This is a genomic window from Sinorhizobium sp. BJ1, assembly GCF_002531555.1.
GTDB lineage: Bacteria > Pseudomonadota > Alphaproteobacteria > Rhizobiales > Rhizobiaceae > Sinorhizobium > Sinorhizobium fredii_B.
Map to the genome: position 1 here is coordinate 1 of NZ_NWTH01000046.1, position 13,036 is coordinate 13,036.

At 64.8% G+C, this 13,036-nt stretch carries 12 protein-coding genes and 1 pseudogene; 6 read left to right on the plus strand and 7 right to left on the minus strand.

All coding sequences use genetic code 11. The features are described from left to right. Both purU and CO676_RS31025 read left to right on the plus strand, forming a co-directional pair. Positions 1-224: pseudogene (purU, locus tag CO676_RS31020) on the plus strand (formyltetrahydrofolate deformylase); the annotation flags it as partial. 104 nt (positions 225-328) lie between these two features. Then, positions 329-1,510 (plus strand): acetyl-CoA C-acyltransferase, encoded by a 1,182-nt coding sequence (locus tag CO676_RS31025; protein ID WP_097523905.1) that lies wholly within the window; start codon positions 329-331, stop codon positions 1,508-1,510. A gap of 202 nt (positions 1,511-1,712) precedes the next feature. On the opposite strand, the gene lpdA is transcribed toward CO676_RS31025, so the two are convergent. Genes lpdA through CO676_RS31045 form a run of 4 tightly spaced genes read right to left on the minus strand, consistent with a single transcriptional unit; the run spans position 1,713 to position 6,661 of the window. After that, a complete protein-coding gene (gene lpdA / locus CO676_RS31030) occupies positions 1,713-3,107 on the minus strand; it encodes a dihydrolipoyl dehydrogenase (protein WP_097523906.1) in 1,395 nt (464 codons plus the stop codon). 6 nt (positions 3,108-3,113) lie between these two features. Then, on the minus strand, positions 3,114-4,409 hold the full coding sequence (locus tag CO676_RS31035) for a dihydrolipoamide acetyltransferase family protein (protein ID WP_097523907.1): 1,296 nt from the start codon (positions 4,407-4,409) through the stop codon (positions 3,114-3,116). A 4-nt stretch (positions 4,410-4,413) separates the two neighbouring features. Then, a complete protein-coding gene (locus CO676_RS31040) occupies positions 4,414-5,427 on the minus strand; it encodes an alpha-ketoacid dehydrogenase subunit beta (protein WP_014766040.1) in 1,014 nt (337 codons plus the stop codon). 1 nt (position 5,428) lies between these two features. Next, positions 5,429-6,661 carry a 3-methyl-2-oxobutanoate dehydrogenase (2-methylpropanoyl-transferring) subunit alpha gene (locus CO676_RS31045; protein WP_097523908.1) on the minus strand — a complete coding sequence of 411 codons (1,233 nt, stop codon included), beginning with the start codon at positions 6,659-6,661 and terminating at the stop codon, positions 5,429-5,431. Between the two features lie 550 nt (positions 6,662-7,211). Here CO676_RS31045 and CO676_RS31055 point away from each other — a divergent pair. Both CO676_RS31055 and CO676_RS31060 read left to right on the plus strand, forming a co-directional pair. After that, positions 7,212-7,949 carry an SDR family oxidoreductase gene (locus tag CO676_RS31055; protein WP_014766038.1) on the plus strand — a complete coding sequence of 246 codons (738 nt, stop codon included), beginning with the start codon at positions 7,212-7,214 and terminating at the stop codon, positions 7,947-7,949. Between the two features lie 44 nt (positions 7,950-7,993). Beyond that, positions 7,994-8,398, plus strand: coding sequence for a winged helix-turn-helix domain-containing protein (locus tag CO676_RS31060; protein ID WP_097523910.1), 405 nt, complete (start codon positions 7,994-7,996; stop codon positions 8,396-8,398). 124 nt (positions 8,399-8,522) lie between these two features. Here the strand turns inward: CO676_RS31060 and modC are convergent, their stop codons facing one another. From modC to modA, 3 genes are all read right to left on the minus strand, one after another. After that, the gene (gene modC, locus CO676_RS31065; RefSeq protein WP_097523911.1) at positions 8,523-9,590 is read right to left on the minus strand and encodes a molybdenum ABC transporter ATP-binding protein; all 1,068 of its coding nucleotides are present in this window, start codon (positions 9,588-9,590) and stop codon (positions 8,523-8,525) included. Further along, a complete protein-coding gene (gene modB / locus CO676_RS31070; RefSeq protein WP_179875711.1) occupies positions 9,587-10,279 on the minus strand; it encodes a molybdate ABC transporter permease subunit in 693 nt (230 codons plus the stop codon). Before modB ends, modC begins: the two co-directional genes overlap by 4 nt. A gap of 99 nt (positions 10,280-10,378) precedes the next feature. Next, the gene (gene modA / locus CO676_RS31075) at positions 10,379-11,179 is read right to left on the minus strand and encodes a molybdate ABC transporter substrate-binding protein (RefSeq protein ID WP_179875712.1); all 801 of its coding nucleotides are present in this window, start codon (positions 11,177-11,179) and stop codon (positions 10,379-10,381) included. Positions 11,180-11,380: 201 nt separating this feature from the next. Between modA and ung the strand changes: the two genes are divergently transcribed. Both ung and cobF read left to right on the plus strand, forming a co-directional pair. Then, positions 11,381-12,106 carry a uracil-DNA glycosylase gene (ung, locus tag CO676_RS31080; protein WP_014766033.1) on the plus strand — a complete coding sequence of 242 codons (726 nt, stop codon included), beginning with the start codon at positions 11,381-11,383 and terminating at the stop codon, positions 12,104-12,106. A 98-nt stretch (positions 12,107-12,204) separates the two neighbouring features. After that, positions 12,205-12,975, plus strand: a complete 771-nt coding sequence (gene cobF, locus CO676_RS31085) for a precorrin-6A synthase (deacetylating) (protein WP_097523913.1) — start codon at positions 12,205-12,207, stop codon at positions 12,973-12,975. Positions 12,976-13,036: the final 61 nt, after the last annotated feature.

Below are 13,036 nucleotides of genomic sequence, written 5' to 3' on the forward strand. Positions count from 1 at the left end.
TCACCGCCGACCTCGACGAGGGGCCGATCATCGAGCAGGACATCGCCCGCATCACCCATGCGCAGTCGGCCGAGGACTATGTGTCGATCGGCCGCGACGTCGAAAGCCAGGTGCTGGCCCGCGCCGTCCATGCCCATATCCACCACCGCTGCTTCATCAACGGCAACCGCGTCGTGGTCTTCCCGCCGAGCCCGGGATCCTACGCGTCGGAACGGATGGGCTGAAGGCCAGTATCAGCCGGCGGCTCTGCTGAACGGTATGATGCCGACGGCGTTGCCTCGCAGCGTGCGGTGGATATAGTCGTCTCGAAGCTTCTGGGAGGACTAAGATGAGCAATCGTGATCCGGTGGTTATCGTTTCGGCGGCACGGACGCCGATGGGCGCCTTTCAAGGCGGTCTGAAGGAACTGACGGCCCCGGAGCTCGGGGCAGTTGCGTTGAAGGCGGCCCTCGATCGTGCCGGCCTCGATGCGGTCGACGAAGTGCTGATGGGCAACGTCCTGCCCGCCGGCCTCGGGCAGAATCCGGCCAGGCAGGCGGCGCTTGGCGCCGGGCTCGGCCAACAGACGCCGTCGACGACGGTCTCGAAGGTCTGCGGTTCCGGCATGAAGGCGCTGATGCTCGGCCATGACGCGCTTGTCTCCGGCAGTGCGTCACGCGTTGCCGTCGGCGGAATGGAGTCGATGACCAATGCCCCCTACCTCCTGCCGAAAGCCCGCGGCGGCTTCCGGCTCGGCCATGGCGAGGTCAAGGATCACATGTTCCTCGACGGGCTGGAGGACGCCTATTCCGGGCGGCTGATGGGCAACTATGCCGAGGACACCGCCCAGCACTATCAATTTTCCCGTTCCGATCAGGATGCCTTCGCGCTGCGGTCGCTCGAACGGGCGCTGAAGGCGGCGGAGGACGGATCCTTTGCCGACGAGATCGTGGCAATCACCGATGGCGGCAAGCGCGGGACTGCCAACCTCGATCGCGACGAGCAGCCGTTGAAGGCAGATCCGGCCAAGATCCCGAAGCTGAAGCCGGCCTTCCGCGACGGCGGCAGCGTCACCGCGGCAAATTCCTCGTCGATCTCCGATGGCGCTGCGGCGCTGATCTTGATGCGCGCCAGCGAGGCGGAACGGCGCGGGCTGACGCCGCTTGCGATCGTCGCCGGCCATGCAGGCCACGCCCAGGAGCCCGCCTGGTTCACGACCGCGCCGATCGGCGCCATCGACAAGCTTCTGGACAAGCTTGGCTGGGAAAAGGGAAGCGTCGGCCTCTACGAGATCAACGAGGCCTTCGCCGTCGTTGCGATGGCAGCGCTCCGCGACCTCGGCCTTTCCGACGACATCGTCAATATCCATGGCGGCGCTTGCGCTCTCGGCCACCCGATAGGTGCGTCAGGCGCCCGCATTGTCGTCTCGCTGCTCCATGCGATGCGGGCGAACGGTGTCAGGCGCGGCATAGCGTCATTGTGCATCGGCGGTGGTGAGGCGACGGCGGTGGGGCTGGAGTTGTTGCAGTAACACCTTGCTGATCAAAAAAAGCCCCTCCCCAAACCTCTCCCCACAAGGGGAGGGGCTTACGATGCCGCGCCGACTCACTCTAATTGACGGTTTTGGGAACTCGATGTTTCCAGATGGGGGCAGCGGGCCGCAGCGGACTCAAAGCCCCTCCAACCTGTGGGGAGGGGTTCGGTTGGCCGATCGCGTCGGGCCCAGCCCGCCGTCAAATATGCAGCGCGTGCCCTAGCGCCTTGAATGCCGCCTCCTGGAAACCTTCCGACTGGGTCGGGTGCGCATGGATCGTGCCGGCGATGTCCTCCAGACGCGCGCCCATCTCGATTGCCAGCGCAAAGGCCGACGAAAGCTCCGAGACAGCATGCCCAACTGCGTGGATGCCGAGGACGAGGTGGTTGTCGGCGCGCGCAACGACACGCACGAAACCGTCCTCGGCAAGCGTCGTCATGGCGCGACCGTTCGCCTGGAAGGGGAACTGGCCGATCTTGACCTCGATGCCGGCCGCACGTGCCTCCTCCGGCGAGAGACCGGCGCTGACGATCTCCGGATCGGTGAAGCAGACGGCGGGAATGCAGCGCTTGTCCCAGCTGCGCTTCTGACCGGCGATGATTTCGGCAACCATTTCGCCCTGCGCCATGGCGCGGTGGGCGAGCATCGGTTCGCCGGTGACGTCGCCGATCGCATAGATGCCGCGCATCGACGTGCGGCATTGGTCGTCGATGCGGATGAACTTGCCCGAGCGATCGAGATCGATCTCCTCCAGTCCCCAGCCCTCCATCACAGGCCTGCGGCCGACGGTGACCAAAACCTTTTCGGCCGGCACCTCGAAGGCGCGGCCGTTTTCTTCGGCAAGCAAGCCGCGTCGGTCCGCCGACAGGCGCTTGGCTGCGGTGCGGGTGGAGACCTCGATCCCGAGTTCGCCGAGGCGCTTGATGACCGGCTTCGAGAGATCGGCGTCATATTGCGGCAGGACGCGGTCCATGGCTTCGAGCACGGTGACCTTCGAGCCGAGCTTGGCGAAGGCGGTGCCCAGTTCGAGGCCGATATAGCCGCCGCCGATGACGGCAAGCGTCTGCGGAACCTCCTTCAACGCCAAAGCGTCGGTCGAGGAGATGACATTGCCGCCGAACGGCAGGTCGGGAAGCTCGACCGGGACAGAGCCGGTGGCGATGACGATCGCTTCGGCGCGAATGCGTTGGACGCCGATTTCCGTTTCGACGTCCACCGTCTTGCCGTCGATGAAGCGCGCTTGGCCGATGACGGCCTTAACGCCGGCCTTCTTGAGGAGGCCCGTCACGCCGCTGCTCAGGCGCCCGACGATGCCGTCCTTCCAGGCGATCGTTCGCTTGAGGTCGATCGCCGGCGCCTCGAGCGAAAGGCCGAGCGGGCTCTTGCCGGAGGCGGCAGCGCGAAGCTTGTGAAACTCCTCTGCCGCATGGATCAGCGCCTTGGAGGGGATGCAGCCGACATTGAGGCAGGTGCCGCCTGCCTTCGCCTTCTCGACGACCACGGTGTTGATGCCGAGCTGTCCGGCCCGGATTGCTGCGACATAGCCGCCGGGGCCGGCGCCGAGCACCAGGAGCTTGCAGGAGATTTCCTTCATGTTGGCTCACCCCTCAACGAAAATCAGCGCCGGCGTTTCGAGCAGCGTCTTCAGGCGCTGCACGAAAGTGGCGGCATCCCAGCCGTCGATGACGCGGTGGTCGAAGCTCGACGACAGATTCATGATCTTGCGCGGCACGAATTGCGCCCCGTCCCAGACCGGCCGGGTGGCGATCTTGTTGACGCCGACGATCGCCACCTCCGGATGGTTGATGACCGGCGTCGAGGCGATGCCGCCAAGCGCGCCGAGCGAAGAGATGGTAATCGTCGAGCCGATCAATTCGTCGCGCGTCGCGGTGCCGGTGCGGGCCGCTTCGGCTAATCGGTTCAATTCTGCAGCGCAATCCCAGATTCGCCGTGCTTCCGCATGGCGCACGACCGGCACGGTCAAACCGGCGGGCGTCTGGGTGGCGATGCCGATATGGACGGCCGCGTGGCGGTGGATGATGCCGGCGTGGTCGTCGAAGGTGGCGTTGACGCCCGGCTGTTCGGCGACGGTCCTGACCAGCGCGCGCATCAGGAAGGGCAGGATCGTCAGCTTCGGCTGGTCGGGCTTGCGGTCGCGGTTCATCGTCGCCCGCAAGTCTTCGAGTGCGGTCACGTCCACCTCTTCCACATAGGTGATGTGGGGGATGCGCGAGGTGGAAAGCGACATCTTTTCGGCGATCCGCCGCCGCAGGCCGGCCATCTTGATTTCTTCGACTGCCGTCTTGCGGACCAGGCCGACCTGGGCCGGCTGCGGTTCGGCGCCGCGGCTGATGAAGAGGTCGAGATCCTCATGGGTGATCCGACCGGCGGGTCCCGTTCCGGACAATTGCCTGAGATCGACGCCGCGCTCCCTGGCCCGCAGCCGCACCGCCGGCGAAGCCAGCGGCTTTTTCGCGGTATCCGGCGCCTCGCGCGGCCCTGGCGATTGCCGGGGCTCGGCCTTCTCTGGCTCGGCCTTCTCTGGCTTGGGCGGCGCTTTGGGGACAGGTGGGGCGGAGACGGCAACAGGCTCTTCCAGGACGGCTTCGGCAAGCGCTTCCGGAACGCTGTCCGGCGGTGGCTCGCCATCTTCGCCGGCGGTCTCGATCCTGACCAGTGGTGCCTTCACGGCGACCGTATCGCCGATGTCGGCGCCGAGCCAGAGCACCTTGCCGGATACCGGCGAGGGGATTTCGACGGTGGCCTTATCGGTCATGACGGCCGCGAGCACCATGTCTTCGCGGACCGGGTCGCCCGGCTTGACGTGCCATTCGACGAGCTCGGCCTCGGCGACCCCTTCGCCGACATCCGGCATCTTGATGATGAATTCGCCCATTGCCCTATGCCTCCATCGCCTCGGTCAGCGCGCGGCCGACGCGCGCCGGACCCGGGAAGTAGTCCCATTCCTGGGCATGCGGGTAGGGCGTATCCCAGCCGGTCACCCGAACCACCGGCGCTTCGAGGTGATAGAAGCAGTGCTCCTGGACGAGAGCGACGAGTTCGCCCCCGAAGCCCGAGGTCAGAGTCGCCTCGTGCACGACGACGCATCGCCCGGTCTTGGTGACGGACTGCACGATCGTTTCGAGATCGAGCGGCAGCAGGCTGCGCAGATCGATGACTTCCGCATCGATGCCGGTCTCCTCCACGGCCGCGAGCGCCACATGCACCATCGTTCCATAGGCGATCACGGTCAACGCCGAACCCTTACGGCGGATTTCCGCCTTGCCGATCGGGATCGAATAGTGCCCCTCCGGCACGTCGCCGAGCTCATGCTTCGACCACGGGGTGACCGGGCGCTCGTGATGACCGTCGAAAGGGCCGTTGTAAAGCCGCTTCGGCTCCAGGAACATTACCGGATCCGGATCCTCGATCGCCGAAATCAGCAACCCCTTCGCGTCGTAGGGGTTCGACGGCACGATGACCTTGAGGCCACAGACATGGGTGAAGAGCGCTTCCGGGCTCTGGCTGTGGGTCTGGCCGCCGAAGATGCCGCCGCCGGTCGGCATGCGCACCACGATCGGACAGGTAAAGTCGCCGTTCGAGCGGTAGCGGATGCGCGCGGCCTCCTGGGTGAGCTGGTCATAGGCCGGATACATGTAATCGGCGAACTGGATTTCGACGCAGGGCTTCAGCCCATAGGCCGCCATGCCGATGGCGGTCCCGACGATGCCGGATTCGCTGATCGGCGCGTCGAAACAGCGGGTCTTGCCGTACTTCGCCTGGAGCCCCTGGGTGCAGCGAAAGACGCCGCCGAAATAGCCGACATCCTCGCCGAAGACGACGACATCCTCGTCGCGCCCCATCGAGACATCCATGGCGCTGCGCACCGCTTCGATCATTGTCATTCTGGCCATGTCAGTATCCTGCCTTCTGCCGCTGGCGGCGGATATGCGGCGGCATCTCGGCATAGACGCCCTCGAAGATGTCGCGCACCGAGGGCCTGCCGCCGGCATGCAGCGTGCCGTGGCTTTCGGCTTCCTTCTGCGCCTGGATGACCGCGTCCATGATCTCGGCCTCGGCCTGAGCATGGCGCTCTTCCGACCAGGCGCCGCGCAGGATCAGGTGCTTCTTCAGCCGCAGAACCGGGTCGCCAAGCGGCCAAGCCTCCGATTCCGTCTTCGGCCGGTAGGCGCTCGGATCGTCGGACGTCGAGTGGGCACCGACACGGTAGGTCACGTATTCGATCAGCGTCGGCCCGAGATTGCGCCGCGCCCGCTCCGCCGCCCAGCGGGCGACAGCGTAGACGGCGAGATAATCGTTGCCGTCGACCCGCAGCGCCGGAATGCCGAAGCCCAGGCCGCGGGCCGCAAAGGTGCCGGAGCCGCCGCGGGCGATGCCCTGGAAGGTCGAGATCGCCCATTGGTTGTTGACGATGTTGAGGATGACCGGAGCCTTGTAGGTGGAGGCGAAAACCAACGACGAGTGGAAATCCGACTCGGCCGTCGAGCCGTCGCCGATCCAGCCGGCGGCAATCCGGGTGTCGTTCTTGATGGCCGACGCCATCGCCCAGCCGACCGCCTGGACATATTGCGTCGCGAGGTTGCCGGAGATGGTGAAGAAGCCGTGCTCCTTGGAGGTGTACATCACCGGCAATTGCCGGCCATGGCAGGGATCCCTCTCGTTCGAGAAGATCTGGTTCATCATCTCGACCATCGGGTAGTCGTCGGCAATCAACAGCCCCGCCTGGCGATAGGTCGGGAAATTCATGTCGCCCTTGCGAAGTGCTCTTCTGAAGGCGCAGCTCACCGCCTCCTCACCGAGATGCTGCATGTAGAAGGATGTCTTGCCCTGGCGCTGCGCCATCAGCATGCGGGCGTCGAAGGCGCGCAGCTGCATCATATGCCGAAGACCTGACAGCAACTCCTCGTCCGAGAGGAGACCGGCCCAGGGACCGACTGCCTCGCCCTCGCGGTTGAGCACCCGGATGATCGAGTAGGCGAGGTCGCGGATCGTTTCCGGCTCCACATCGACCTCGGGCCGCGGCACGGAACCCGCCTTCGGAATCTTGACGTTGGAAAAATCGGGCTGGTCACCCGGCCGGACGGCCGGTTCGGGGACATGCAGACTCAATCGGCTGAATTCATCCATGCGGGTTCCGGCCTCCCTTCCGGATTGCGTGCCGCACTTGGGGTCAACCGCTGAGCGAAGCGCCTCGCGGTCGTGCGACGTTCGATGCCCACCGGCAATTGCCCGGGGCGCTCCTACGCCTCGGCCATGCAGGCACCGACAACCCTCATTCTCCCAAAGGGTTACAGTCACAGACTGCCACGACTTCAGGCTTTGATGAAGGGTTTTCGGCGGCAAGCCTGCGTCCGGACGAAGAAAGACAGATTCGTACCGGCGCCTGCGCCGGGCCGATCCCGGAGCCGTGACGGTGCCCCGGCGGCGCGTAATTTTCTTTCGCGACCGCTTCGAGCGAAGCAGATGGAAAACGCCGCCAGACGGGCGGCGCGATCGCCATCGGCATGCCGTCCGAGAATCGCGAGTTGGATCAGCTGTCCCGCCAATCTGTCTTTTTTCGATAAAAATACAAATTGCCGCCTTGACAGTCCGGCGGACTTCGATGTCTGTTGGCAACCGAGATGCGGGGTCGCCGAGCGCGCCAACGCTAATCCTACCAATATAGATGAGGCAGACAATGAGCGGTATTCTTGCAGGCAAGCGTGCTGTGATCAGCGCCGCAGCACAGGGTATCGGCCGCGCCGCGGCCGAAGCGTTCAGCCGGGAAGGGGCTTCGGTCATCGCGACCGACATCAACGAGGACAAGCTCGCCGAACTTGCCGCCGGGGGCATCGAGGTGGCGAAGCTCGACGTGTTGAACGAAGCGGCGATCGCCGATTTCGCGGCGCGCACCGGGGCGGTCGACGTCCTCTTCAACTGCGCCGGTTTCGTCCATGCCGGCACGATCCTGGAGACGAGCGAGAAGGACTATGATTTCGCCTTCGACCTCAACGTCAAATCGATGTTCCGGATGATCCGCGCCTTCCTGCCGGGCATGGTCGAAAAGGGCGGCGGCTCGATCATCAACATGGCATCGGTCGCAGGCGTGCCGATGGGCGTGCCGAACCGCTTTGTCTATTCCGCCAGCAAGGCGGCGGTCATCGGCCTCACCAAGTCCGTGGCAATCGACTTCATAGGCAAAAGCATTCGCTGCAACGCCATCGCTCCCGGCACCGTGCAATCGCCGTCGCTGGAGGAACGGATGCGGGCGCAGGGCAATTACGAGGAGGCGCGCGCCGCCTTCATCGCCCGCCAGCCGATGGGTCGTCTCGGCACGCCCGAGGAGATCGCCGCGCTGGCCGTCTATCTTGCCAGCGACGCCGCGGCCTATACGACCGGCCAGGTGCATGTCATCGATGGCGGCATGAGCTTGTAAGCGCGGATCTTTTCGAGCTGCGCTTGCGCCTCTATGCTCCACCCATGCCCAAAGCCGACAACAAGCTTCGCCCCGTCCTGCGCATCGACTTTCCGCCCGAGGATCGCCTCGGGCGCGGCAAGATCATGCTTCTCGAGCTGATCCGCGAAACCGGATCGATCTCCGCCGCCGGTCGCGCCATGGACATGTCCTACCGCCGCGCCTGGCTGCTGGTCGATGCGCTCAACCGGATGTTCAATGAGCCCGCAGTCGAGTCGCAGCGGGGCGGCAAGCAGGGTGGTGGCGCGGTCCTTACCGCTTTCGGCGAGGCGCTGATCGAGCGCTTTCGGGCCATGGAGGAGAAGGCCGACGCCGCGATCGCCGACGACCTCGACTGGCTCGAGGCGGCGCGCGATGAAGGTGCAAATGTTACCCCTCCCCAACCCCTCCCCACAAGGGGGAGGAGCTAGGTGCCTGCTGCGCCCGAGGGCCATTTTCCCAAGCTCGACCCTGCAGGAACGGTCCAAACGAGGCGGAGTGGGTGCGGCAGGTTAAGCCCCTCCCACCTGTGGGGAGGGGTTTTTGGGTCTATATCTAATAATCCAGCGCCACGGTCTTGATGATGACGTGGACTGGTTTACCCGGCTCGAGCCCGAGCGCCTCGCGGGACAGGGCGGTGATGCGGGCGACGATGATATTGCCGCCGCAATCGACGCGCACGTCAATACTGCCCTGATGACCCGGCGATAGGTCGACGATCGTTCCCCGCAGGACGTTCAGCGCGCTGATCCCTTCCGGCTTCGTCGTGGCGAGCATCACATCACGCCCGGCGATATAGAGGCGAAGCCGATGGCCTGGCGCCGTGACGAGATGCGGTATGCGGATCAGGCATTCGCCGGCACGCACCACGGTCAGATTATGCGTGGCGTCATGACTGTCGACCACGCCTTCGATCAAGGCGCCTGTCTCCCGCCGCTCGATCGCGGCCGTCGACCGGCTGAGAATGGCGGCGGCCGCGCCGGATGCTTTGACCCGGCCGTCCTCAATGACGACGACGCGCTCCGCCAGCCGCGCCACCTCCGCGACGGAATGGCTGACATAGACGATCGGTATCCGCGTCTCGTCGCGAAGCCGCTCCAGATAGGGCAGGATCTCCGCCTTTCTCGCCTCGTCGAGGGCAGCGAGCGGTTCGTCCATCAAGAGCAGCCGCGGTGCGGCAAGCAGCGCCCGGCCGACGGCGACACGCTGGCGCTCGCCGCCGGAGAGCGTCGAGGGACGACGCTCGAGCAGATCCCCGATACCGAGCATCTCGACGACCTTTGCGAACTCGGACGTGGACTTGCCTGCAGCGGCGAACCAGCGCCCATAGGCGAGATTCTTGCGGACGCTCAAATGCGGAAAGAGCCGGGCTTCCTGGAACACGTAGCCGAAGCGCCGGCGGTGCACGGGGGTGAAGAGCCGGCGCTTGCTGTCGGCGATCACGTCTCCGTCGAGCAGGATGCGGCCGGCATCAGGTTTCAGAAGCCCGGCGATGATGTTGATCACCGACGTCTTTCCGGAGCCGGAACGGCCGAAAAGCGCCGTCACGCCGCCCTCCGAGCGGAACGCGGCGTCGATCACGAAAGAGCCGATCCGGTGGCGCGCTTCGACCTCGAGGCTCATGCGGCGACCGTCCGTCGCGCCGCGGCGGCGGCAAGGAATTCCGACAGCATCAGCGCCGCCATCGAGATGACGATCGAGATGACGGCGAGGCGCATGGCGCCGGCGTCCCCGCCCGGAACCTGGGTGAAGCTGTAGATCGCGGCGGATAGCGTCTGCGTCTCGCCGGGGATGTTCGAGACGAAAGTAATGGTCGCGCCGAACTCGCCCATCGCCTTGGCGAAGGAAAGGATCATGCCGGCGACGATGCCGGGAAGGACCAACGGCAGGGTCACGGTCAGGAACACCCAGGCCGGATTGGCACCGAGCGTCGCGGCGGCATCCTCCAGCTTGCGATCGACCGCTTCGATCGACAGCCGGATGCTGCGCACCATTAGCGGAAAGCCCATGACGGCGCAGGCGAGCGCCGCGCCGGTCCAGCGGAAGGAAAAGACAAGCCCGAAATTCTCGGCAAGAAAGGCGCCGATCGGACCGCGCCGCCCGAACAGGATGAGCAGCACGAAGCCGGTGACCACCGGCGGCAGGATCAGCGGCATGTGGACGAGGCCGTTCAGGACCGACTTGCCCCAGAAACGTCCGCGCGCCAGCGCCATGGCGACCAGCAGTGCGAGCGGCAGGCTGGAAAGCATGGCGACCGTTGCCACGCGCAGGCTCAAGCGGACGGCTGTCCATTCCGCGTCGCTCAGGGCCATCCAGTCCAAGTTCGTGCTCCCGTATTGCATGAGGTGCCGCGCCAATACGTAAACGACGCGACCATGTTCTGCCCGCTCGACGGCCGGTGGCGCAAGGCCCTATTCGAGGACGATGAAGTCTTGTGCCTCGAAGAGTGCCGCGGCCCTGGGCGACTTGACGAATTCGAGATAGGCGGCGGCATCCGGGTTCTTGCTCTCGGCGGTGATGGCGATCGGGTAGATGATCGGCGGATGGCTGTCTTCAGGGAAGGTTCCGACCACCTTCACGCCCGGATCGGCGGCCGCATCGGTCTTGTAGACGATGCCGTAGGGTGCCTCGCCGCGCGAAACGAGAAGGAGGGCGGCGCGGACGCTTTCGGCCCCGGCCAACTTCTTGGCGACCGTCGGCCAGATGCCGAGCTTTTCGAGTGCCGCCTTGCCGTATTTGCCGGCCGGGACCGACTCGACGGCGCCCATTGCCAGGCGTTCGTCGCCGAGCAGGCCGGCGAGGTCGAGGCCAGGCTTGATCTCGACAGGTTGGGCATCCGTCTCGGCGGAAACGAGGACGATGCGGTTACCGAGCAGGTTGGAGCGGCTGTCGCTTTTGATCAGCTTTTTCTCGGCAAGATAGTCCATCCAGGCGAGATCGGCCGAGACGAAGATATCGGCCGGGGCACCCTGCTCGATCTGCTTTGCGAGCGCCGAGCTCGCCGCGTAGGAGGCGGTCGTCTCTTTTCCGCTCTCCTTTTTCCATTCAGCATTCACAGAGTCGAGCGCGTTCTTCAGGCTCGCCGCAGCGAATATCGTTACCCTTTCCTGCGCCTCGGCCGGGGCGAATGCCGCGCCCGCCAATGTCATGCCGAGCGCCAGCACCAAACCGGTAATCCCGAAACCTTTCAGCCACTCTCTCCGTCTCATCAACACGCCTGCCTCCATCTCTCTCGTGATATTTATTAGGATATAACGGTTCTCGGTCTTGGTTAGCGCTATATCCAAAGAAATACAATGCCTCGCGACAGGGGTAATCAAAGCGGTGAACTGAGGGGACAAATACGGCGCCGGTGCTTGCGATGGGGGCTCATCGGTCTAAATTCCGGAACGGAATGAAGCGAGGCGATATCCATGGATGCGACGATCAGGCTGGAGGAGAGCTGGAAGGCCGTGCTGACGCCGGAATTCCGGCATGGCTACATGGCCGAGCTCAAGCGCTTTCTTGTGGACGAGAAGCAGCAGGGCCGGCAGATCTTTCCGAGAGGCAGCGAGTATTTCCGGGCGCTTGACCTGACGCCGCTCGACAAGGTCCGGGTCGTCATCCTTGGCCAGGATCCCTATCATGGCGACGGCCAGGCGCACGGGCTTTGCTTCAGCGTACGGCCGGGTGTGCGCACCCCGCCGTCGCTCGTCAACATCTACAAGGAGCTTCGCGACGACCTCGGCATTTCACCGGCCCGTCACGGTTTCCTCGAAAGCTGGGCGCGTCAGGGTGTGCTGCTGTTGAACAGCGTGCTGACGGTGGAGCGGGGCCGGGCCGCCTCGCACCAGGGCAAGGGCTGGGAACGCTTTACCGACGCGGTCATCCGCGCCGTCAACGAGCAGGCGCAGCCGGTCGTCTTCATGCTTTGGGGCTCCTACGCGCAGAAGAAAGCTGCCTTCGTCGATCGCTCCCGGCACCTGGTGCTGACTGCGCCGCATCCGTCGCCGCTCTCGGCGCATTCCGGCTTCCTCGGCTGCAAGCATTTTTCGAAAGCCAATGCCTTCCTGCAGTCGAAGGGGCTCGATCCGATCGACTGGCGGCTGCCGGATGACCCTCCTCTCGCCGTCGATCGGCAGATTGCGGCGCCCTGCTGACGCCCTCGTTGCGCCCCCTGTCGTCAATGGACCTTGCGCCGCTGATCCCGATCCGCCAAAGACTGGCCGACGCGTAGCGCGCAGGCGGGAGAGACGGCATGCGGCATATCCTGATCATCGGTATAGGTGCAGGCAATCCCGAACACATCACGGTCCAGGCGATCAATGCTTTGAACCGGGCCGACGTTCTGTTCATCCCGACCAAGGGAGCGAAGAAGACGGAGCTTGCAGAAGTACGCCGCGATATCTGCGCCCGCTACATGACGCGCAGCGACAGCCGGACCGTCGAATTCGCGGTGCCGGTCCGACGGACCGAGGGACGCAGCTACGTACAAAGCGTCGACGATTGGCATGCGAGCATCGCCGCGACTTACGAGGCGCTGCTTGAGAGCGAGCTTGCGGAAGGGCAGACTGGCGCCTTCCTCGTCTGGGGCGATCCGATGCTCTACGACAGCACGATCCGGATCGTCGAAAGGGTCCGCGCGCGGGGCAGCGTAGCGTTCGAATTCGAGGTAATCCCCGGCATCACCAGCCTCCAGGCGCTCTGCGCCAGCCATCGCATTCCGCTCAACCTCGTCGGCAAGCCCGTCGAGATCACCACCGGCCGCCGGCTTGCCGAGAGCTTTCCACACAAGAACGAGACGGCCGTCGTGATGCTCGATGGCGAACAAGCCTTCCAGAGGATCGATGATCCGGATGCGGAAATCTATTGGGGCGCCTATCTCGGCACGCCGGACGAACTCGTCATTTCCGGGCGTCTCGCCGATGTGAAGGAAGAAATCGTGAAGGCAAGGGCCGCGGCGCGCGAGCGCATGGGCTGGATCATGGACATCTATCTTCTGCGCAAGGGAGCGGACTTCGACGAGTAGCCCGACGTTCCGCAGGAGACGGCTTGTCCGGGCTTTGATCTCTCTCAAGGAAGGCGGCTGT